This is a genomic window from Tunturiibacter gelidiferens (assembly GCF_013410115.1).
Taxonomy (GTDB): domain Bacteria; phylum Acidobacteriota; class Terriglobia; order Terriglobales; family Acidobacteriaceae; genus Edaphobacter; species Edaphobacter gelidiferens.
Genome location: NZ_JACCCV010000002.1, coordinates 1,743,339 through 1,764,989 on the forward strand (window position 1 = coordinate 1,743,339; position 21,651 = coordinate 1,764,989).

Annotated in this window: 21 protein-coding genes; 8 read left to right on the forward strand and 13 right to left on the reverse strand. The window is 56.4% G+C overall.

The window, feature by feature from the left end; translation table 11 throughout:
- Nucleotides 1–77 precede the first annotated feature (77 nt).
- A complete protein-coding gene (locus HDF12_RS19290) occupies nt 78–1,895 on the reverse strand; it encodes a tetratricopeptide repeat protein (RefSeq protein ID WP_179586025.1) in 1,818 nt (605 codons plus the stop codon).
- Between the two features lie 130 nt (nt 1,896–2,025).
- Between HDF12_RS19290 and HDF12_RS19295 the strand changes: the two genes are divergently transcribed.
- Nucleotides 2,026–2,382, forward strand: a complete 357-nt coding sequence (locus tag HDF12_RS19295) for a hypothetical protein (RefSeq protein ID WP_373563965.1) — start codon at nt 2,026–2,028, stop codon at nt 2,380–2,382.
- On the forward strand, nt 2,369–3,775 hold the full coding sequence (gene sthA, locus HDF12_RS19300; RefSeq protein WP_179586029.1) for a Si-specific NAD(P)(+) transhydrogenase: 1,407 nt from the start codon (nt 2,369–2,371) through the stop codon (nt 3,773–3,775). Before HDF12_RS19295 ends, sthA begins: the two co-directional genes overlap by 14 nt.
- 184 nt (nt 3,776–3,959) lie before the next feature.
- On the opposite strand, the gene HDF12_RS19305 is transcribed toward sthA, so the two are convergent.
- Together HDF12_RS19305 and HDF12_RS19310 are read right to left on the reverse strand one after the other, a co-directional pair.
- Nucleotides 3,960–4,148: a hypothetical protein gene (locus tag HDF12_RS19305; protein WP_179586031.1), complete on the reverse strand. Its 189-nt coding sequence runs from the start codon at nt 4,146–4,148 to the stop codon at nt 3,960–3,962.
- A gap of 143 nt (nt 4,149–4,291) precedes the next feature.
- On the reverse strand, nt 4,292–4,909 hold the full coding sequence (locus HDF12_RS19310; protein ID WP_179586033.1) for a TetR/AcrR family transcriptional regulator: 618 nt from the start codon (nt 4,907–4,909) through the stop codon (nt 4,292–4,294).
- Between the two features lie 84 nt (nt 4,910–4,993).
- On the opposite strand from HDF12_RS19310, the gene HDF12_RS23025 reads away from it, so the two are divergent.
- Nucleotides 4,994–6,190 (forward strand): TolC family protein, encoded by a 1,197-nt coding sequence (locus HDF12_RS23025; RefSeq protein WP_218892506.1) that lies wholly within the window; start codon nt 4,994–4,996, stop codon nt 6,188–6,190.
- Here HDF12_RS23025 and HDF12_RS22540 read toward each other — a convergent pair.
- Nucleotides 6,181–6,798, reverse strand: coding sequence for a DUF6088 family protein (locus HDF12_RS22540; protein WP_179586035.1), 618 nt, complete (start codon nt 6,796–6,798; stop codon nt 6,181–6,183). The two genes, HDF12_RS23025 and HDF12_RS22540, sit on opposite strands and share 10 nt — an antisense overlap.
- 194 nt (nt 6,799–6,992) lie before the next feature.
- On the opposite strand from HDF12_RS22540, the gene HDF12_RS19330 reads away from it, so the two are divergent.
- Nucleotides 6,993–7,616, forward strand: a complete 624-nt coding sequence (locus tag HDF12_RS19330; protein ID WP_179586037.1) for a DUF998 domain-containing protein — start codon at nt 6,993–6,995, stop codon at nt 7,614–7,616.
- 91 nt (nt 7,617–7,707) lie between these two features.
- Here HDF12_RS19330 and HDF12_RS19335 read toward each other — a convergent pair whose 3' ends face one another.
- The 8 genes from HDF12_RS19335 to HDF12_RS19370 form a co-directional block, all read right to left on the reverse strand.
- Entirely contained in the window at nt 7,708–8,298 is a 591-nt protein-coding gene (locus HDF12_RS19335; RefSeq protein ID WP_179586039.1) for a mobile mystery protein B, read from the reverse strand.
- The gene (locus tag HDF12_RS19340; RefSeq protein ID WP_179586041.1) at nt 8,295–8,744 is read right to left on the reverse strand and encodes a mobile mystery protein A; all 450 of its coding nucleotides are present in this window, start codon (nt 8,742–8,744) and stop codon (nt 8,295–8,297) included. The genes HDF12_RS19335 and HDF12_RS19340 overlap by 4 nt, the downstream gene beginning before the upstream one ends.
- A 396-nt stretch (nt 8,745–9,140) precedes the next feature.
- On the reverse strand, nt 9,141–9,338 hold the full coding sequence (locus HDF12_RS19345; RefSeq protein ID WP_179586043.1) for a hypothetical protein: 198 nt from the start codon (nt 9,336–9,338) through the stop codon (nt 9,141–9,143).
- A 58-nt stretch (nt 9,339–9,396) separates the two neighbouring features.
- Entirely contained in the window at nt 9,397–9,843 is a 447-nt protein-coding gene (locus tag HDF12_RS19350; protein WP_179586045.1) for a DMT family transporter, read from the reverse strand.
- Between the two features lie 19 nt (nt 9,844–9,862).
- On the reverse strand, nt 9,863–11,128 hold the full coding sequence (locus tag HDF12_RS19355) for an arsenic transporter (protein WP_179586047.1): 1,266 nt from the start codon (nt 11,126–11,128) through the stop codon (nt 9,863–9,865).
- The gene (locus HDF12_RS19360) at nt 11,128–12,270 is read right to left on the reverse strand and encodes a metallophosphoesterase family protein (RefSeq protein ID WP_179586049.1); all 1,143 of its coding nucleotides are present in this window, start codon (nt 12,268–12,270) and stop codon (nt 11,128–11,130) included. The genes HDF12_RS19355 and HDF12_RS19360 overlap by 1 nt, the downstream gene beginning before the upstream one ends.
- A complete protein-coding gene (locus HDF12_RS19365; protein WP_179586051.1) occupies nt 12,267–13,550 on the reverse strand; it encodes an MFS transporter in 1,284 nt (427 codons plus the stop codon). The genes HDF12_RS19360 and HDF12_RS19365 overlap by 4 nt, the downstream gene beginning before the upstream one ends.
- A gap of 20 nt (nt 13,551–13,570) precedes the next feature.
- Entirely contained in the window at nt 13,571–14,146 is a 576-nt protein-coding gene (locus HDF12_RS19370) for a hypothetical protein (RefSeq protein ID WP_179586053.1), read from the reverse strand.
- Nucleotides 14,147–14,416: 270 nt separating this feature from the next.
- Here HDF12_RS19370 and HDF12_RS19375 point away from each other — a divergent pair, with 270 nt between their 5' ends.
- The 4 genes from HDF12_RS19375 to HDF12_RS19390 all read left to right on the forward strand — a co-directional run bounded on the left by HDF12_RS19375 (nt 14,417) and on the right by HDF12_RS19390 (nt 20,194).
- Nucleotides 14,417–14,596 carry a hypothetical protein gene (locus tag HDF12_RS19375; RefSeq protein ID WP_179586054.1) on the forward strand — a complete coding sequence of 60 codons (180 nt, stop codon included), beginning with the start codon at nt 14,417–14,419 and terminating at the stop codon, nt 14,594–14,596.
- Between the two features lie 669 nt (nt 14,597–15,265).
- Complete coding sequence (locus tag HDF12_RS19380) at nt 15,266–16,921, forward strand: sensor histidine kinase (RefSeq protein ID WP_179586056.1); 1,656 nt, start codon at nt 15,266–15,268, stop codon at nt 16,919–16,921.
- On the forward strand, nt 16,914–18,320 hold the full coding sequence (locus HDF12_RS19385) for a sigma-54-dependent transcriptional regulator (protein ID WP_179586058.1): 1,407 nt from the start codon (nt 16,914–16,916) through the stop codon (nt 18,318–18,320). Before HDF12_RS19380 ends, HDF12_RS19385 begins: the two co-directional genes overlap by 8 nt.
- 824 nt (nt 18,321–19,144) lie before the next feature.
- On the forward strand, nt 19,145–20,194 hold the full coding sequence (locus HDF12_RS19390) for an Lnb N-terminal periplasmic domain-containing protein (protein ID WP_179586060.1): 1,050 nt from the start codon (nt 19,145–19,147) through the stop codon (nt 20,192–20,194).
- A 113-nt stretch (nt 20,195–20,307) separates the two neighbouring features.
- Here the strand turns inward: HDF12_RS19390 and HDF12_RS19395 are convergent, their stop codons facing one another.
- The gene (locus HDF12_RS19395) at nt 20,308–21,561 is read right to left on the reverse strand and encodes a hypothetical protein (RefSeq protein ID WP_179586062.1); all 1,254 of its coding nucleotides are present in this window, start codon (nt 21,559–21,561) and stop codon (nt 20,308–20,310) included.
- Between the last annotated feature and the right edge of the window lie 90 nt (nt 21,562–21,651).

The following is a 21,651-nucleotide window of genomic DNA, read 5'->3' on the forward strand; positions in this document are numbered from 1 at the left end:
CGCGGAAGCGGGGGGAGTAATGCCTCGTAAGCCCTATGTAAGCCCTACGTAAGCTAACGGCATTGCTTGCGGCATCTTTACTGCGACAAGTTTAGCTTTTTCAGGAATTTGGCAAACCTGCGGTCAGGGTGAAGAGGCTGAAAAAACGGCTCGATCGCCAGGAGATTCACGAAGTTTGTTTTGTGGTCTATCGCTTCATCCAAGCGCTGGAACGCCAAATCGAAATTTCCCATCCCGACTGCGGCGAAACCTTCTGCCAGGGGAGTGACGTATTGCCGCCCCGCGAGTTGATGCAGTCTCCCGATACATTCTTCGGCTCGCGATAAGCTGCCTCCCTGGGCGTGGGCGGCGGCAAGCAGACCGATATCCAATGGTGAGGCAGATGGCGAGAGACACTGTATCACTGCGTCGTAACGCTGCTGTTGGAAGTGCAAGAGTCCTTCGTAAAATCGCGCTTCAGGATAGTCGCGGTCCAGTTCGAAAGACTGGCGGAGATGCTTTGCGGCTGACGAATAGTCTCCTTTTATGTAATGAAGGTAAGCCATCCGCGCACAGTCGCTGGCCGAGAGTGGGTCCAGTTCAGTCGAGCGCCGAAGTCCTGACTCTGCCGCATTGGTGTCCCCCTGACACAACAAAGCCATAGCACGAAACATGTGAGCCGGCGCATGACTGGGTTGTAGTTTTAGCGCGCGGTCAAACATTCTGTCCGCTTCATCCCAACGATGCTCAAACCAGGCACGAAGTCCACCCAGCATCGTGCATGTGTCGCCCGATTCAGGATCGAGCGCATAACCTCGCTCCGCGTTCGCTTTCACTTCTGGATACACATCGCGGCCCGAGACCATCCCGAACTGAGCCAGAAGGCCGTTCGCCCCAGCCACGCCACTATAAGCGAGAGCGTAGTCGGGATAAGTCTCTGTGAGCCTTCGTAGCTGCTCCAGGGCGGCCTGCAGCGTTTCAGGCGACTGCTGGTGAATCAGAAATCGAGCTCGCAGGTACCTTGTATATGCGTCAAGATCAGGAGGGGAGGGCCGCACTGGCCCTTGTCCTTCCGGCATGTGAAGCCTGAGTAAGTCCGCAACAGATTGTGCAATCTCTTCCTGGATAGCAAACACGTCCGGGAGCGTGCGACGGAACGTCTCCGACCAAACGTGATGACCCGATTCGGTCTGAATTGCCTGGGCAGTGATCCGCAGTTGTTCGCCGGCCTTCCTCACGCTTCCTTCGATGACAAGATTCGCGCCGAGACGTTGCCCTACTTCCCGGATATCGACGTTGGCGCCCTTGAAGTGAAAGGCCGATGTCCGCGCAATCACGTTCAAACCAGATACCCGCGTAAGCGAGTTCGTGATCTCTTCACTGATCCCGTCGCAAAAATAGTCCTGCTCCGGCTCCGGACTCATGTTCACGAACGGCAAGACGGCAACGCATATACGGCCTGGTGGCGGTGCGGCGTCAATCTCTTCGCGATGCTTTGCCGGCTGGGCGTCAAGCCATCGGAAGACCGGGACATAACTGCCCGGCCGCAATCCAATCAGAACCGGATCAACCGTACCCTGTCCTTCCTCGTAATAGGCCTTCAACTTCGCTCTGAGACGACGGGCCTCGACTCGAACAATCGCGTCGATGTTCGGATCGTACTCCGAGGTGCGGTCGAACACCTCCATTGCAATCGAGAACTCCTTGAGGCTATCGATATCTCCATCGATTGTCCGATTCACGATGTGCGCCAAAAACCGGCATAGCCGGACTGACGAAACGAAACCAGGGCTATTCACCACGCGCGCCAATTGGTCGCGAACCGCCGTCGCCGGCACGGGGTCGGCGGCAGAGTTGGCGAGAGATTTTTCGGATGGCAACGGCGGAGTTGGCACGTGCTTCTCTCCCGTATTCATTATGCTCCCGCGTGTTACGGCGAGCTTACGGCGGCTTACGGCCAATCGAAGACCGGAGCGCTTAGCCTGGAATCCGGTAGTCGTTAGTGAAGCGATGCAGACATACAAACGAGCAGGAACAGTAATTTTCGTGTCCAACAGAAGCCCGGAAACCACCGTCGCGCAGGATTTCGAAGCGTGCGGACTGGTTGTTCAGTGGGCGCGCAGCATCAGAGCGGCAGTTGATTTGCTCAACTCGGCGCGCGAGAAGACCGTGATCGTCACTGAACTCGCCTTGGCTGATGGTAATTGGAGAGATCTCGTCGAACGGGTCAATTGCATCGATATCAATCTCTCCACATCAATCCTGCTTGTCACTTCTTCCAGTACGGCGGAACTCTGGTGGGACGCGCTCGAATGCGGTATCGATGACATTCTGCCCTTGTCTCTCCTGGCCTCTCGCTTGTGCCAACTTCTACAGGAGAATAGTTTCGATGAACGAAAATAATGGTTCGGCAAGGCATTACGACATGGTGGTGATCGGCTCGGGCGCCGCCGGACATCACGGGGCAATTCAGGCCGCCAAACTCGGCAAAAAGGTTGCAGTGGTCGAACGCGCTATCGCTCTCGGTGGGGCCAGTATCAACACCGGCACAATTCCGAGCAAGACACTCCGAGAGGCTGTCCTGCGTTCAACACGATCAGGGTGCACCGATCGCCGAATCTCGCCTGTAGACCTGGCGCAGAGAATCGAGGAAGTCGCGTCCAACGAAGTTCGGGTGTTCGAGAGTCAATTTCGTCGCAACGAAATTGATGTATTGACTGGCACTGCGTCCTTTGCCGGACCGCACACTGTACGGGTTGCGAATCTGGAAGGAGAGCAGTTCTGGCACGCGGACTATGTATTGATCGCAACGGGCTCACGACCGGCTCACAACGACGCGATTCCCGTCGATGGCATCTCCATTATCGATACAGACGCGATTCGCCGCTTAAGGACGGAGCACCATGTGTTGACCATCGTCGGGGGTGGGGTGATTGGTATCGAGTATGCCTGTATTGCCGCCGCTATGGATATTCCGGTGACACTAATTGAACGCCGCCCTCGAATACTCGATTTCGTCGACCAGCAGATCGTCGAAGCGCTGAGTTATCACATGCGCAGCCTGGGCGTCACTTTTCGTCTAGGTGAGGAAGTCGAGGAGGTTACGAAATCTTCTGAGGGCAAAGTCTGCGCGAAGCTGAAGAGCGGAAAGCAAATCTGGTCGGACGCTTTACTCTACGCGGTAGGTCGGCAGGCCAACACAGATTCGTTGAATCTTGCGGCATGTGAACTCGCTGCCGATGCGCGCGGCCGGATTGAAGTAAATCCCAACTTCCAAACCTCGCAGCCGCACATCTACGCCGCGGGCGACGTGATCGGTTTCCCGAGTCTATCGTCCGTTGCGATGGAGCAGGGGCGCGTGGCAGTATGCCATGCTTTCGGAGTACCGGTTGTGTCTGTACCCGAATTGTTTCCCTACGGGATCTACTCAATTCCGGAGATTTCGTTCGTTGGCAAAACAGAAGAACAACTGACCGAAGCGGGTGTCTCCTACGAGATTGGAATCGCACATTATCGTGAAATAGCGCGAGGCCAGATCCTAAACGACTCTACCGGACTCCTGAAGATATTGTTTCACAGGGAGACGCGCCAGCTACTGGGTGTTCATATCGTTGGCGAAGGTGCAACCGAACTCATTCACATCGGACAAGCCGTCATAGGATTCGAAGGCACGATCGACTCCTTGATAAACACGGTCTTTAATTACCCTACCTTGGCCGAATGCTACAAGGTTGCCGCGCTGAACGGCCTTAACCGAATCAATTATTCGGGCAAGCCCCATCTAGTCGCTAGTTGAGGGCATGGCACCAACCTCCACAGCCGTATCCCGGGAAGTGTCGCGGTGAGAATAGAATTGGTCAGGGTCCGCCGACCAGCTTCCGCGTGATCCTCGGTTGACTGTAACAGGGCGAGTCACTCATTGATGTCTCCCTGACCGACGGGTTCAGTCAATAGAAGCGCGTGAAAACGGACCAAGGACCTTAAGCCGTTTTCGCTTCCCTCGCATCTGCCGCCGCAGCTTTGCCGACGGGCTTCTTCTTGGCACCGTTGGTCATTCCCTGAGATACGGCCTTCTCGACCGCGCCCTCGGTCACGCCCTTCTTCACGGCTTTACTGACCGCTTTTTCTACTCTCTTTGTCGCTTTCTTTTTTGCCTTGTCACTCGCCATGGTGGAAACCCTCGAACGAGACGTTATCTCGCAATTGGGAATTGTACATGGGCTTCCTTTCGTTACTTCACTGGATTGAGGCGAGTGTATCTGTGGTCATGATGCTTTGCATGATCGTGACTCGCAATGAATCATGTGACGATTCAGATCCGCACGATCACCCGGCTTTGCACGCCGCTTATTATGGTTGCGACGACCTCCTCAGCGTAGAGCTGACGGCTGCCAAACGGAAATTTCCGCGCCGTGATCAGCAGGGCTGCTGCGCCATGAGCCGCTGTCCACAATACTGTACTCACAGCGAACGCCTCGCCTTGAAGCACTCCTGCCTTGATGCACGTTTCCACGCACCTGAATAGCGCTCCAAAAGCCGGATTTCGCTCCTGCAAGTCCTCGCGGCTCTGCTCCAGACCTCCGATAGTTTCGACCGATAGGAACAGAATCCTGTATTCGTTGGGGCTCTCCTCAGCATAAGCAATGTAGTCCAGCAGTATGTTTCGAAGCGCAGTAAGCGGATCACGGTCAACGGCAGAGCCGAACCGTTTAGCCACCTTTTCAAAACCTTCGAGTGCGAGAGCGGTCAGGAGAGCCTGCTTGTCGGCGAAATAAGAATAGAGCGCCATGGGCGAGCATTCCATCCGGGTTGCGAGCTTGCGGATGGTTAGGCCCTCGTAGCCTTCCTCTCGGATCAGCTCTCGAGCTGCCGACAAAGTCTCGGCGCGCAGTTCAGAACGGTAGCGTTCCTTTCGCTTTTGCAGAGTCAATTTTTCCTCGAAAACCTTTGAATCTTTCTTTCTCTGTATATCATATTATACGTGTACGTTATTTCGTCCACGTAAGGATTGCTAATGTTGCCCTCGAATGGTTCACCTGCCGCGCTGAGGTTCACCCTCCGAATCGGCTTTGCCGTTGCACTCAGCGCGAGCGTTACCGGATGCACCGTAGGGCCAAAATATCATCGCCCGACGGTGAACCTACAGCCGTTTCACAACGCCCCCTCCATTGAAACTCGCGTCGCCTCCATGCCGTCACCTCCCCTTGACCAATGGTGGACTGGCTTCCACGATCCAGCTTTAACCCGAGTTGTGAAGCGGGCACTGGATGAGAATCTCGACCTCGCCGCCGCCATGACGCGGGTAGAGCAGGCGCGTGCGGCTGCCCGAGGCGCGGGAGCGCGACGGCTGCCGTCTGCAGCTCTTAGTGGTTCGACGACCTCCATTTACCAGTCCACCGAAAGCATGACCGGCCGCATCGGTAGGTCCTTACCCGGCTACGATCGCAGCCAGAACTATTACGATCTCGGAATCAGCGCAAGCTGGGAAGCGGATCTGTTTGGCGGTTTGAAAAAAGGCGCTGAAGCTGCTACGGCCGAGGCTCAGGCGGCCGAGGCCCTCCATACGGGAACCCGCATTACTGTGGCCGCAGAAGCCGCTGACGCCTATATGCAGATACGTGGCGCGCAGGCACGCTTAATCTTTGCCAAAGAACAAATCTCCACTGACACCCATCTCGTCGAGCTGGTGCAGCAACGCAAAGACGCGGGCATCGCGTCCGACCGTGAACTTGCCCAGGCACAAGCTGTGCTATCGCAAGCGAAGGCGACGGTCCCGCTGATCAAAGTCTCGCTGGAGGCACAGTTGAACCGGCTGGATGTTCTTACGGGCGCCCAGCCTGGGACGTACGCAGCGGAACTGACGCCGGTGGTCGACATTCCGGAAGTGCCGGCGATCTCCGACTTCGGGACACCGACTGATCTATTGCGCAGGAGACCTGACATCATCGCTGCCTTGATGTTCTCGCTATCACGCCCACTACGGCAGTCGTACGTGTCGATATGGAGAAGGACGCAATCGGCGCGGATTACACGGACCTTCACACCCTCATCAAACTCGGCGGCGCATGGCAGATCATCGCGAAGGTCTATCACATGTATGAAGGGTAGTAGTCTTTCTCGACGATGGCGGGATTCATGCCGAGTCGGCTCGCCGACTCCCGAAATAGATCCCGCCTATCCGAGGCTGGTCCAGCAGCAATCTTATCCATGAACGGCCTCTTGAGTGATCTGCTGGATCGCGCTAAACACCCAGCCAGTTGCAGTCTTGGTATCGGCCAGGACTTTGGAGCGCAACGATTCCGGCAGCCATGCACGGATCTTCGAGATGATCTCAGGGGTGATTCGCTCCTGCCCGAGCGACTTGAGCGCCTGAACGATTAGGCCGCTTTCCTTGAGCTCGATGCCGGACTCCTTCAATGCCGTGTGCTCGAATGCCAACGCGGTATTGCCGATCTGATAGATCCGATCAGGGCCATCCGAGAGATAGACAACGCGGGCAGGAACCTGAGTGGAAAGCCCGAGAAAATTCAAGGCAGTGGCACCACCGGGGTGAATGCGCCAGCGAAACTTCCGCGCTAAGGCCCTCGCTACTTGGTCGATGTCGGGGCTTAAGCTCTGATCGAGGAGCTTACTGAAACGAGGGTAGTCATAGATGCCGCGAATGACGCGGCGAATCTCGCCCCGCTTCTCCAGCCGGTGAAGCCCGGAATCGACAGTTGGGCGGCCCCCGAGGTCCAGAAAGTCTCGGGGTGAGAATGCCCACCCTCCCCCTGTCCCTCGAATGCGATATAACGCCTTATCTTCAAATGTTTGGCTCATCCCAAGTCATCCGATATGCAATAAAAAATACAACTTTTTTCTTGCAGATGCAAGTCGACCGGCACATAGCCGTGAATCTGCAAACTCAATGTGGGGTTCATTTGAGTTGGCAAACGTGCATTTGAACGCCGAAAAGAGCCTAGATTCAGACCGATGACTCCGCATGAATATACTCGACACACCGAGGGCCGATCATGAGAACGCACACAGTTGAGAGTACGTCTGTCTTCTTCGCGACCGCAGCGATTGCGTGCTTCACGTACTCCGTACTCGCGCTGCTCCTTTTGCATGTACTTCGGCCCGACTATGCGCCGGCCCACCACATGATCAGCGACTATGCTGTCGGTCCCTACGGCTGGGTCATGACGACTTTTTTTCTGGCAATGAGCGGCGGCTGCCTGATGCTGCTGCTGGGACTGGTTCGCAGCGGCCCTAATCTGGTCGCCGCTCGCATCGGCACATTGCTGCTGGGAGTCGCGTCGATCGGCCTGGTGGTTTCAGCAATCTTCCCGACCGACGTGCGGCTGCCATTGACCCGCACGGGCGAGATCCATGACATGAGCTTCTACGTGAACATCGGGAGCATCGTCCTTGCCATCGTGCTTCTGTCCGTGAGCTTCGGGAGTCAACTACGTTGGCGCCCCTATCGGCGCACCGCCTTGATACTAGCGGCGCTGGTCGTACTCGCTGTCGTTCTCCAGTTCCTCACGCTTCACAAGGGCGCGCCCTACGGTCTCGCGAATCGGCTAGCCGTGACAGTGCTTCTCGCTTGGCTGCTGGCAACCTCGATCCGGTTGCGTGCGGTGGTGCCTGCGTGAGTGAGTGTCGGACGGAGCTGTTCCGAGGCTGCCACACATCACCCTTTAAGGGCGAGTCAAGTATGTTGCCGCTGATGACTCCTTGGGCATCTCATGATCGAGCAAAGGCCAACAAGGGTTGCATGTCATTCTTATCGGCGGCGCGCAGAGCATTGATGTAGCTGCGCCGGAAGTCACCGGATTTCACGATGTCTGCGCTACCCCATGAAAACGCTGGCCGGTCTAAACGTTGCACGACGACATCCGCCATGAGCCGTGCATGACGACCGTTCCCGTTTGCGAACGGGTGAATCCAGACGAGCCTATGGTGAAACCGAACTGCAAGCTCGTCTGGTTCGAAGGTCTGATGTTCTACCCAATAGCGCACGTCGCCCAGCAATGCCGGCAGCGCGTCGCGGATTTGGTAGTGAGGTATGCCAATGTTCTTTTCCGTGGTGCGGTAGACCCCTGCCCACTTCCACGTCTGGTCGAACATGCGCAGGTGGAGTTCTCTCACGTAGGTTTCGGAGAATGGGTCTTGTCGATTCAAGTTGCGCGGATCGAACGCCCATGCAGCCGCTTCGAGGATGTTCTGGCGTTCCCACTCATTCAATTCTTCCTTTGTCGTGAGGTCAGGAATGAGGTCGGCCTGCTCGTCAGGAGACAGCGGTGTATTGCCGTCTCCCGTAGTAAATAGAGTCATCGGGATGTGCGCTTTCTGACGAGGCGCCGCGTCTCCCCTTCGACCGCTTCGTCGATTCGTCCGACTGCTTGATTCTCGAGTGCCATCGAATGTTCGACTCCAAGAACGCGATTTTTCGCCTCGGAGCGCGCGCGGTTCTCGATGAGTTCCTGCATACTGTCAGCCCGTGGAACGAGGGCATAGACTAAATCGCAGTCGAGCGCGTTAGCTGCGGCGCGCAGGCTCCTCAGGGTGATGCGGTCCTCCGCCTCTCCCTTTTCCAGTTGCAAAGGCAGTTGGCGACTCGTCCCGAGCCTTCGTGCCAGTTCCCCCGACGAAATTCCTAGTGCCTGGCGAATGGCGCGTATCCACCCCTTCGACGGGCGCAGTTCCTTCCGCGCGGTGCGGTAAGGCTCCAAAGCACGATCGAGTTGTTTTAGACGAAGGTTCCTGAATTCGCTGCGCATGACAAGTTAAATATAGGCGATGGTCGTCAAAGTGACAAGTTTTATATTGCCTATACATGTATGTTTGACTATTTTTAGATTGTCATTCAATGAAGCTACAGTCAGAAGCGACGGACACATGAAGGAAGAAAATCGGGCTGCTCCCCCACGGACAGCCCGACCCTGCTCGGTTAGGATTTTGGTAGCAAATTGGTAGCATTTAGCGGCGATTGGGCCGTTTTAGCCGACTGTGCCGACTCATAAGTCCTTTGCCGTCAACAAAACGCCTATAGCGCGCTTCCATGGCATGGAAGAGGTCATCGGTTCGATCCCGATCAGGTCCACCAATAAATCAACAACTTACGGCCTTCGTCCTTTGCCGCTTGGTGTCATTTGGTGTCAAATTTTCAAACAGCTTCACTGACGCAGCGCCACGCTTGAGCGGCTTCCCTCCGACGAGAACAGCATCGGGGAGTGGCTTCGCGACTTTCCGGCCATTTTTGTAGACAACATCCGCAACTCCTTATTGATGGAGTTGACCGTTGGCTGCACGCTCTCGGGAATCTCCTGCATGTAGACATCGGTAGTCGTCGCGGTGCGCGAATGCCGCATCACGCCCTGCACTTCCTTGGCCTCTAAGCGATCGCAAAGTAGAAGCTTTTCTCCGCGAGGGTCAGAATTTCGCAATGAGGCCTATCCCGCCAACGAGAAGGAGACCGCCGATGATCCGCCCAGGGTTCAAGGCGTGGGGCTGCATGCGGAACCACCCGAAGTGGTCAACCAGTAAGGACGTGACCAAGGCGGCAGTCACGGTAAACCCGACAAACGGACCCGCGCCAACCTTGTTGACGAGAGTCAGTCCGGCATACACCTGGACCGCGCCGACAAGCCCTCCTACAACCGCCCACCACGGCATTTGAGCCAACTGTTCACGGGTTGGCAGCGGATGCGGCATGATGAGCGATGCGCCCAGGAAGAACAAGGTGATAAGTGCGAACGAGACTGCGGACGCAAGCCATGGGTTGACGACGTACTTATTCAGTTGACCGTTCATGGCAGCGCCACAGCTCTGCAGCGCGCCTCCGATGATGATGAAGGGGATTATCCATCCGGCGTTCATTTCCGTCTCCTTTTGGTTATCACTTTCCGGTGAAGGCGTTCATGGCGATTGCGCCGCCAAGGGCAGCTAATAACGCGACCGGCATGGCAATCGCTCCAACTCGTAGAAACTTCCAGAAACTTACGTCCAGATTTTCCTTCCGGAGGGCCAGCAGCCAAAGAATGGTTGCAAGCGATCCCGTCACGGAGAGGTTCGGCCCCAGGTCGACGCCGATGAGTACAGCATTAGCGATGAGTCCCTTTATGTGAGCGGCCTGTATAGTTCCGCCAGCGATGAGCCCCAAGGGAAGATTGTTGATGACGTTGTTGCCAACACCGACAACGAAGCCGACCACTAGCGCCCCCGAGGCAGGCGCCAGGCGCTGTGCCCAGGCTAACCACGACTGCGTCAGCTGAAGTGCGCCCTGGCTCTCGACGGCATCGACCATGATGAAGAGGCCCGCGACGAGTAGGAGAGTGCTCCAACTAATCTCCTTTCCGAGCTTCCAAGGGTTCTGCTTAGCCTTGATCGAAACGACGGCCGTGATGACGAGAGCTGCGAGGCATGTCGGAAGTCCGAGATCCTTTTTCATCGCAGACGCGGCGAGCAAGACGCCGATCATGACGACCAGGCCTCCCAGGACCAACTTGCCGTTTCTACTCAAAGGAGTGTCTTCGACCTCTGCGTCAATCGACTTGCAAAGCTCATCGCGGAAGAGGAAGCGCATGACGAGAAACGTTGCGACGATCGAAAGGACGGAGGGGACTGCGAACGACGTCAGCCATTGACCCAGAGGCGGCATACCCTTATGGAACACGACGAGATTGGCCGGGTTGGAGATTGGGAGGACGAAGGAGGCGGCATTCGCGATCAAGGCACAAACGAAAAGGTAAGGGAGTGGCTCCACCTTCGACTTGCGAACTGCCGTGAGGATCGCCGGAGTCAGCACAACGGCTGTAGCGTCATTCGACATGAAGATGGTGACGAGCGTTCCCACGCCGTATACCAGGGCGAACAGTCGTGAACATGATCCCTTCGCGCTTCGAACGGCTACTGAAGCTACCCAGTCGAAGACACCCTGCTCCCGCGCTAACTCTGAGAGGAGCATCATTCCGATCAGGAAGAGGTAAACGTCGCTGCCCTCGGCAACAGCTTTGCCGGCCAGCGCAAGTGGCACGAGGCGGAGTGCGACGAGCAGCACGGCCCCTCCCCCAATCCACCAGACCTCAGGGATGCCGCGAGGTCGAATGAGCATGAGGAGAATAGACAAACCGACGATGGAGGGGAGCAGTATGTGCGCGATCATCACCACTTCTTTCCATTCTTATTCGGTCCGAGTTGGGTCCCTAGCAGTCCATGTTCCGGCCAGGCCTCAAGTGCGTTTTCCTGATCGCGCTGCTCGGACCTCCGTTTCGTGCGCTGTCCGACCGCGAGACGAATCTCGTCAGTGGTGACCTTCCCATGCGCATCTTGGAAGGACACCTTCAAAGGATGGGTTCCCTCACGGGGACTGGGAACGTCAGCCTCCCAAACGTGACTGTCACTGACACGTTTCATGAGGAGTGTCTGCCCGTCCAGATGAGCGGTCGCTTCCACGGCCTCCATGTCGCCCCAGAACTTCGCTCGAATCTTCAAAGTTCCTTGCGGTATCTCGCTGGACTTTGTCAGAAGCCGCTCATCTCTCGGTGAGGTAATCACCGCGACGGGCAATTTTCCCAGTTCGATAAATCGCCAACTCACAACATCGCCGTCGATGTTGGTGACGGAGTAGCCGACTGGCCCCTCTTCAATCTGTCCGGTGGAACGGGTGGCAGAGTAGAGTGTCCAGCCATCGTTCGCGATCTCGTTGTAGTGCGTGTGTCCCATGTCAATCAAACGTACGTCGTACTCACGAACGAGACGACTTACTTCTTCTCCGCCGACCTTAAGGTCGCTCGGGTAGCAGTGCAGCAGAAGAACTTTGGCCTGGCCTTTCTTCGTCGCTTGTTGCAACTCCTGCTCTGACCACCTCAGTTGCTCTTTGTACACGGTAAAGGAAGGAGGCTCGGGCACGTCAAAGGCATTCATGGCCAAGAACCGCGTGCATCCCACTGTGAAGGCATAGTGGGTTTGTTCCGACATCGCCTCCCGAAAGTTTGCGAAGCTGTTCTCATGAACGTCGTGGTCACCAATGATGGAGCACCACGGTACATTGAGGCGGTCGAGCTCTCCGCGCACCACCGCGTAGGCGGAGCGGCTACCGTCGTCGGCTACGTCTCCAGGCAGGAAGACGAAGCTAACAGAATCGGCGAATGCTTGATTGACCTCATTGACGATTCCGGCCAAATCGAGGTGGTTCTGTTCACCGGCCTTGGTCATGTGGAGATCGCCAAAGTGAACCCAGCTAATCACACCAGCAGCGTCTGGTGATTGGGGTTGAAATGGACGTTTCGATGCGAGACTGTTCATGTTGGAAGCTCCTGGGGAGTGGCTGGAGAAGAAACGTCTTTATCCGGTTCGTTCGCGCTCGGAAGAGTTTCGGGAATCGCGGTCCATAATAGGACGAATGCAAGTGCGGCGATGGCCCCTAGAGACACGAACGAGATGCGATAGCTGAAATGTTGGATCAGCTCTCCGCCGAAGGTGTTACTGAGAGCTGCGCCTAGCCCGACGGCAGTTGCCAGACTGCCCTGCACCAGGTTGAACCGCCCGGTGCCCCGAGTTCTGTCCGCAACTACGAGGATCGAAACGACGACAAAGATCGCATTCGCAACGCCATCCAGTATTTGAATCGCGATCAGGCTTCCCGCGTTGTGGGTCAGGGTGTAGAGGAGCGCGCGAATTGGAAGAACTCCAAAGCCGACCATGAGCAACGGCTTCCGCCCATGCAGGTTGGCGAATCGTCCAATAGCCGAAGCGAAGCACATGATGACAACTTGCGTCACGATGATGCAGGCGGACATGAACGGAGCCGCAGTAGCCTTCGCCCCATGCGAGAGCATCTCGCCGAGCTGCGGTAGCATGGCTGCGTTGGCAAAGTGGAAGAGAAAGGCACAACCTAGAAAGACCAGCAGAACGCGGTCTCCCAACAGGGTTTTCATCACGGAAGCTCTTGCGGGGACTTCTTTGCCGTCCACCTGGCTCACTCCACCGCGTGAAAGGTTATAGTCGATGTCTTTACTCTTGATCGCACGGATGGCGAGAACCGTAGGGATGGTGAGTACCGCAGCGGTGATGAAGATGGCTCGGTTTCCGAACAAGTGACTCATGCCAGCAATCAGGAGCGCACAAGCCACGTTACCGGCCGAGTTGAAGGACTGGTTCTTTCCAAACTGACGGTCAAAGAAGGTGACGCCGACCATTCCCATCGTGACCGCAGCAAGTGTTGGTCCCAAGAATGGCCCTGCACCTCCAATCAGGAGTTGGGACGTATACACGGCCCAAGGTGCAGCCGTAATACTGAGCAATACAGCCCCTACAGCAAGCACGGCTGAAGCGAGGACGAGAATCAATCTCTTCGACCTGAGTTGATCGACGATGGCACCAGCCGGAGCCTGTAGGGCAACTGTGATGATGCCGCCAATGGTCAACGCCATTCCGACGCGTCCCGGCTCCCAACCGGCTCCCGCGAGGTACGCTGCGAGAAACGGCCCGAGGCCGGTTTGCACATCGGCGAGAAAGAAGTTTGTCGCCTCGAGGGCGTGAATACTTCGTTTCTTGCCGGGATCGATTTCCGTAGCGTTGACCATTGGTGACGACTTTCGAGGAACTAAGCGCTTTTGAGTTGCAGGTTCTTGTGGCCTCTCTCAAGCTTGAGGGGACCATGCTGCTTCACATGAGCGAGAGCTTCCGCGGCGCGCGCAAACTCAAGGGCCTGGTGATAAGCGCGAGTCTTGAACGCCTTGGCGGCGCTGTTGCGAGAGCTTTGATAGATCCCAGCTAAGATGTTGGAGTGCTCCTCTTCTTCTTCCCAGTGTTCATCCGCCCTTTGCCTCAGTTCATCGAAGTGTTCCGTGATGGACTGTTTAAGTTCGGCAGAGATGCGGACGACACCAGAGACTTCGCCGGCAAGAACTGCGAAGCTGAGATGTTCTGACGCCCGGAGAAGGTCGGCAGCGTCTTTGCTATGTCCATCCTTTATCGCTCGCTGAGCCAGCGTGGTAAGTTCGGCAACGGCATCCGCCGTAGACGACTTCGAGGACCGCCGGAGAACCGCGACCCGCCCCATGTGCTCATAAGCACGCCGGAGGTCGTTCACCTGGTGATGCTTATCGTGGTGATGACCAGCAGTTTTCTTGGCGGCCTTCTTTGCAGCTTTCTTCGGAGCCTTCTTCGGGGGTGGCATAAACGTAGTCCTTTCTTTCTCTTGGTAAAGGGTTCGATGCGGGTATAGGTCGGTCCCCACTTAACAGACAAGGTTGATTGATCGAGAAGCAGTGCTTGCCCCCGCCGAATAACGGGCCGCTATGGCCCGAACATCCGGCAAGGGACAACTTTGCACTTAGAAGTCACGCATTCTCAGTTTTGGGGAGGTGGCGGGGGCGGCGCCATTCCGTCAGGCGGGGGCGGGGGCGGTGCCACTCCGTCCGGAGGGGGCGGAGGAGGCCCACCGAAATTGGGCGGGGGCGGAGGTGCGTCAGCCGATACGCCGCAGGGTGCGGGTGCGGCAGCCTTGTTTCTGCGCCGCGGTGAAGGCGGCGGTGCTTGGGGCGCACCCGGCGGCGGTGGGACGGCACCTTCAGCAAGTGCGGCAGTGCCAGGAGGAATGGAGGCCGCGTTCGCGGAGAACGTCTGATCGTTCAACCGAACGCTCGCCGCTTCGACCAAAGACTGTCCATTTATCTCTGATTTCGTGCCGGTCACGGTTATCTTTTCGCCCTTACGGACTGCTGGGCCAACTTGTGCCCCGAGGGCGGGCGCCAAATCAACCACGCTGCCATTCTGGAGGTACAGGCTCCGTACCTCTCCGCCCGGGCCCGCGTTGAAAGCTCGGACACGAGAGGATTGGGTGACAACGGGGAGTTGTGGAGTTGGCGAAGGAGTAAGAGCCCCATTCGGTGCGACTGCGGGAAGTGCTGGTGGTGCGGGAGCCGGGCTCTGCGCAAACGCCACAGAGCTAAGTGCAAGCCCGAGAGTGGTGATTCGTAGGGAAAATGGAATGTACATCGGCAATACCTCTGTCCTTAGTAAGGCAACCTGCGTGCCATTCCTCGGAACCGCCGAAGTCCTTCAATCGCTACACATTCCGCGGATTGGAGGTCTCCGGGGCGTCTTGGCCCGACCGCAATTCGCTCACCTGCTGTGCGGATTGCGTACAGATCGTTCGCGATGGCTGAGGCTCTTAGCATCTGATCTCCATAACAACCGCCAAAATCAGGCACGATTACCGATGGCAGCTAAGTTGCACACCATAACGACAGGTACTTGATAAAAGTTCTAAAGAGCATGACGAGAGAGGAGCCGAATGCCTAAGATCTTTTGGAGAAGCCTTCGCTCACGCATCCTTTTGCTCGTCGTTCTGACGTTCTTATTCCTCGCAGCCGCTGCCATCAGCCTGTTTACGTTTCTTCGCAATCGCCATGCGGAAACGCTCTCACTGACCGAGCATCATCTTGTCAGCCTGGCTGCCAATCTCGCGCGGAACTACGCCGACCATCGGACGGCGGATAATTCTCTGCGAGCGATCGAGCCGGGGCCACCCCCGCCGCCTCCCCCTCCTCCGGCACCACACCCTGAACGCGACGGGCCACCCCATCCCAAACCTGATCTTCTCAAAGGGCTCACGGCAGAAACGCTGCAACACGAGGACGGGGTAGAGGGCGGCTTCTACGCTGCCAGAGCCGATGCGTTGATTGGATACGCCTTCCCAACCCATGAGGGACCAGGGGCGGAGAAGGGTATGCCCGAGCGAGAGCGGCCTACTATCGAGAATCTCGCGCGTGAAGCAGTCGCTGCAAATGCAATTAAGACATTTCGCTTTGAGGGGCCACATGACGCCATCCTCTTTGTAGCGGCTCCGATCCACGAGCCGTCCCGAGCAAATGAGGTTGCCGGGGGAGCGGATGAAGTTACTGGCGCTGCTTGGCTCATGGAGCGTCTCCCTGGAATCGAGGGCGGACAGAGTCGCGAACTCCTGTTTGGAAGTGTTGGGTTTGGTATCGCGGCACTGATGACCGCGTTGCTTGCCGTGTTCGTTACGACGGAGATTCGCAGCGGAGTCAACATCGTTCTTCAACGATTGGGTTCATTGGAAGGCGGTTTACCCGCAGCCACGCAGCAAATGACGGGACGGCCACCGTTAGAAGAATTCGACCGCGTCCTTCACGGTATCGATTCGCTGGCGCTCGCCTTGCAGGAAAAGATCGAGAACGAGCGGACACTGGAGTCCCAGGTTCGGCACAATGAACGACTCTCTGCGTTGGGACAATTTGCTGCTGGGATAGCGCACGAGCTACGGAATCCGCTAGGCACGATCAGAATGAGAACGCAGATGTGGCAGCGCTCCACTGATGCAGAAGCTGCTAGGCGGAGTAGCGCAGTGATCCTCGAAGAGATCGACCGCCTCGACACGATCATTAGCCGTCTGCTCTACTTCGCCAGGCCGATTCAGCTTCAACTTCAGCCCGTCTCGCTGGATGACTTATGCGCAGTTACGGCCTCGACGTGGGCAGACAAAGAAACGGCCAAAGGTATTCAGATTGACTGCAAGGCGGCATCCCACTGCGTCGTCACGGCAGACCGAGGCCGGCTGCTCCAGGTGCTCGACAACCTCATGGAGAACGCTGTGCATTCAGCGTCGCATTCCAACTCACAAGCTGGAAGCGTAACGATCAGCACTGCGCTCGAAGCTGACTTCGCCCGCATCGACATCATGGACGGCGGGCGCGGATTTACCCCGGCAGCCTTGCGTCATGCGATGGACCCGTTCTACACGACTAAAGACACCGGAACGGGACTCGGTCTTTCCATCTCGTTTGAGATTGTTCAGGCTCACGGAGGCGAATTGCTTCTTGCCAATCACGAGGGAGGAGGAGCCGTCGCTTCGCTCCGGCTTCCCTTGGATAGAGAGGATCGCGATACGCTAAGACAGGCGGATGAAGAGGCAGGACAAGATGTCTGAAGTGCTCATCGTGGACGACGATCATAACTTCCGAGAGACGCTCCGGGAACTGCTGTCAGATGCGGGATACCAGACCCTTGTCGCAACGAATGCTGAAGAAGCGATCACCTTGCTTCAAACCACGACTCCCGAGCTTACGCTTTGCGATTGGAAGATGCCCGGCGGAGGCGGGGAGCAATTTCTCAAAAGCCTCCAATCCGAGGGTTTACTTACGACCATGCCTGTCATCATTCTCACGGCCCACGGTACGGGGCCGAATGCGATACAGGCAATGCAACTGGGGGCCTACGACTTCATCACGAAGCCACTCGATATCGACTTGGCTCTCGCCACGGTAGCTCGCGCAATCCGGCACATGGAACTGCAGCGCGAGGTCGAAGTATTACGACAGCAGCGGTTCAGAGACCGTTTTCTTGAAGACATGACCACATCCGAAGAAGGGTTGAAGCCTCAGCTAATCGGCAACTCGCCGGCTTGGATTGAGGTCTTTAAGAACATCGGAAGGGTCGCCGCTACCGACGTGGGAGTTTTGCTGCTGGGGGAATCGGGAACGGGGAAGGAGGTTGTTGCCCGCGCGATCCATCAGAACAGCGCGAGAAGCCGTCGCACCTTCATCATCCTCAACTGTGCAGCATTGCCTCCCGAGCTGCTGGAGTCTGAACTCTTCGGACACGAACGCGGGGCGTTCACCGGAGCAATCGCCCAGAAACGCGGGAAGTTTGAAGCCGCAGACGGAGGCACGATCTTTTTAGACGAGATCGGAGAACTACCGCTGTCGCTTCAGCCCAAGCTCCTGCGTGTCTTGCAGGAACACACATTCGAGCGGGTCGGCGGAACGGTTTCCATCCATACCGATGTCCGGGTGATTGCGGCCACGAACCGCCCATTGGAAGATGATGTTGAACAGAAGACCTTTCGTGCCGACCTCTTCTATCGTCTCAATGCCTTCACTGTTCGGCTCCCTCCGCTTCGCGAACGTCAGTCCGACATACTCCCGTTGGCAGAGTATTTCCTCGCGCGCTATGCCCAACGCAATCAAATCGCTTCAACCGGACTTGCTGCCGACGCGATAATGGCCCTGCACAATTACTCCTTTCCGGGCAACGTGCGGGAATTGGAGCATCTGATCGAACGTGCTGCCGTCAGGGCTGGGGGACGCGCCATCACAGCCGAACAGATCCAAGAGGAGTTGACGAAGGAGAAGAGTTCTTCACCTGCCGTTTTCGACATTCAGACAGCGATGGGAATGCCATTCCATGAGGCGGTCGCAAGTTGGGAACGCCATCTCATAGAGCAGGCGCTGATGGCATCTCAGGGCAACAAGTCGGACGCCGCTCGGCGGCTCGGAATCCATCGGCGTTTGCTCTACGAAAAACTTGCAGGTCTCGGCATCAAGTGATCACTGATGCGGCGCCCGAAGCCCCCGCGATCTTAATTGTCTTCTGAATTGGGCTTTCCCACGCACGCAGTAAAGTAGCGGCCCTCTCTGCCCAGCAACTCGCTGGGATGTACAGGCTTCTCGAAACCTCGAAGGAATGGCCTTGCTGCACGGCTGACTCCAGCAAGTCAGCTGTAGTGACCAGTCCGACCATCGCTGCCAGATGGAGACCTTTTCGAGCAAAGAAAGGATTGTGAGCTGCCCCGCCACGACGCAGCTCACAGCCCACAAGTTTGGTGTCAAATTGGTCTCAAAGTACGCCGAAAGGCCGGTTTTGCCTACTTCTAACCATTTTATAGTCAACAACTTCGCTTTCGCCGGTACCATGGCACGGAAGAGGTCATCGGTTCGATCCCGATCAGGTCCACCAATTATTCCAACAACTTCACGGTACCCCTTTCCGCGGGTGTCATTTTGGCGTCAGATTTCCTAGCACCTTCCCTGACACAGCCCTAAGCTTAGGGGCTTCCATCAAAACGACTGCGGTTCAAGTCGTGGGGCAGCTTATCCGTTCCTGGCAGCGACGTGGGGTCGAAGTCGCTGCCGGACTGAGGCCCCTACCGCTGAAAACGCCCATAATCCCGCAACTAGCACTTATGCAGGTGTCGACGGTCACGACACGCATCTTCGTGCCGAATACACTAGAATCGATTCGCTTCCATCCGACGGAAAACTCACGCTGTTACGAGCAGCATAACCACGCCCCTCGCTTCCTGAGATGAAAGACGTTTTAGCTATGGTGATCTCTGGCTGCGGAGAGGTCAAGGTACGAAAGAGGCGGACTAATGACTGGCACCCAAACCTATCAGATTCCGGCTTCACCTCGGTCAGGATCAAGCTTCCTTCGAAAACTGTGCCGGGTGCTTGCAGCTACGTTCATCGGGTTCGTACTTCTTCTGCTGAATCTCTGGGCGGTGGCCGCGATCTATGTGGATTGTCGGATTCTCTCGCTTCGTGTTGTATTCGCAGCGATCTATATTGTGGCCTTGATTTTTCTTGTCGCCAAGGCCGGGCGGCACCGTGCCTTGTGTTGCCTACTTTGTTTTTGTGTCGTCCTTGGATGGTGGCTGAGCCTCAAGCCGTCCGATGATGGAAATTGGCGGCCAGATGTGGCACGGACGGCGTGGGCCGAGACCGCGGGAGACAGAATTACAGTGCATAACGTCCGCAACTGCGACTATCACTCGGAGACCGAATATTCCGATTGCTGGAGCGACCGGACCTACAATCTCTCCGATCTTCGCGCGGCTGACTTCTTCTTCGTTAACTGGGGCGTTCGCTGGATCGGCCATCCGATTGTGAGCTTTGATTTCGGCGATAACCAACATCTCGCTTTTTCAATCGAGGCCCGCTATAAGCCCGGGCAAACTTACTCGGCGATCCTGGGGTTCTTCCGCCAATACGAATTGATCTTTATAGCTGCAGATGAACGCGATGTAATCAGGCTGCGCACGAACTACCGGAAGGACGAGGAAGTTTACATGTACCGGACCAACGCACCGCCTGATGTTGTACGGAAGTTCTTCCTTACTTACGTGACTTATCTCAATCATCTACGTGAGCATCCGGAGTGGTACAACGCGGTGACAAAAAATTGCACCACCACGCTCGACAGCAAGCTGAGTGAAGACCTTCCCAAACCTAAGGCCTGGAGCTACAAGTTACTCCTGAATGGGACTTTGGATGAACTGCTCTACGAGCGCGGACGGTTGGTCACGGACGGTCTTCCCTTCGTGGAGCTGAAACAGCGGGAACACATCAACCCTTTTGCGCGAACCGTAGGACAATCTCCCGATTTCTCTGCGCTCATCCGTGCAGGTCGCGTCGGATTTTAGCCGGCCGAGTTTCATCCAAACGCCCATCTCTGAGGGACCGGCACTGGGGTGGGTGAGAATGGCGACGCTTGAACGAGAGGAATTACCGGGTATCCATCCTTCGTACGTTCTGTTCACCAGAGATAGACGTCTTGGACTATCGGCGCACCCACTCTACCCTGCACGACATCGACTTTTAGCACTACTTCAATGTTCTTGTTGGCCCAATCAGAGCCAACGCGTCGATTGAGAATGTCGAGCAGCCGCGGCGAGACGATGAATTGAGAGGCCGCATCTGTCCCGTATCGTTGCAAGCCCGCTGCAACTACCACAACACTGTCAGTCGACGGATTGCGGAAGCGGACCACAAGTGCATAGTCAGGACTATCAGAATAAGGCTTGGACTTGTCTCGAGCCCAATATTTTGACGGCTGTAGCGCATCTACTATTTGTTCGTTCGGTTCAGCGTTGAAGTGGAAGCGCAAGGGAAGAAGCAGACGTTGCGTCCACTCATTGTTGTAAGCGCCTATTAGAACCACCGGGCTCTCCCGGATCTGGGCGAGCGTTGTCGATGCAGACGACTGCACGCGGTAGTCATTCTCTTTCGCGTTCAAAAGGGCAGCTACACGGCCCATCGCCAAACCATTCTCGAACGATAAGAAAGGATTTAGAACCGTCTGGTCCGCGACTTTGGTATGAACGTCACTGCTTGGAGAAAACACTACTCCGCCGGGACAGATGAGTGTGGGGCCCTTTGCCTGTAAGATCGGCGACCAGAAACGGTTAATTCCCTCTGAGGAGCTTCGGTTCCATAGGCTTCGTGCAACAACGAAGGAGAGAGCAATCAAAACGACTGCGAGCAGTGGCCGAAGGATCTTTCGAGTACGCCCGCCCAAGGCAGGATCGATGCTTGGCAAACTGGCCATCGGAAGTTCGAAGAGAGCATCCTGCTTATCTAAGAACGCTGTTGGTTGAAGCAGCGCGCTTGGTGCTTCTTCGGGAAAACGCAGGAACTCAGGCCGATAGGATCTTGCGGAGAGATAGATGTGAATCGGGGAGTCGGCCGCCTCGTGATAGTACAGAGAGAGTCGCTTCCGGACCTCCCCCGCCGTGTAGCGAACCACGGTGTCAGCGTTGGTATCGTAGTCCGGCGTCCTGCCGAAGACCTCTATCCCGAGGGTGCGTTCCTTAATCTGATCGCCGTTCCCGTTGAGGGTCTGCTGAACAACATAACGAAGGAAAGCGGGGTAGCGCTTGCTATTGCAGAAGTGTGAACTGGAGAGGACAGTCTCCAGCTCCGCCAGAACGGCGTTGCGATCTTCTTCCGTGAGCGGCGTCCACTTGGTCCGACTTGGCTCGACAGCAATCATCTTGGACGCGAGGATCATACAGGAATGATGGGACGATACGCTATTTGCAAAGTTTGTCCCAAGTACGAACTATAGCCTTTTCTATGACTTAAAGCGAGTCGCCGATGT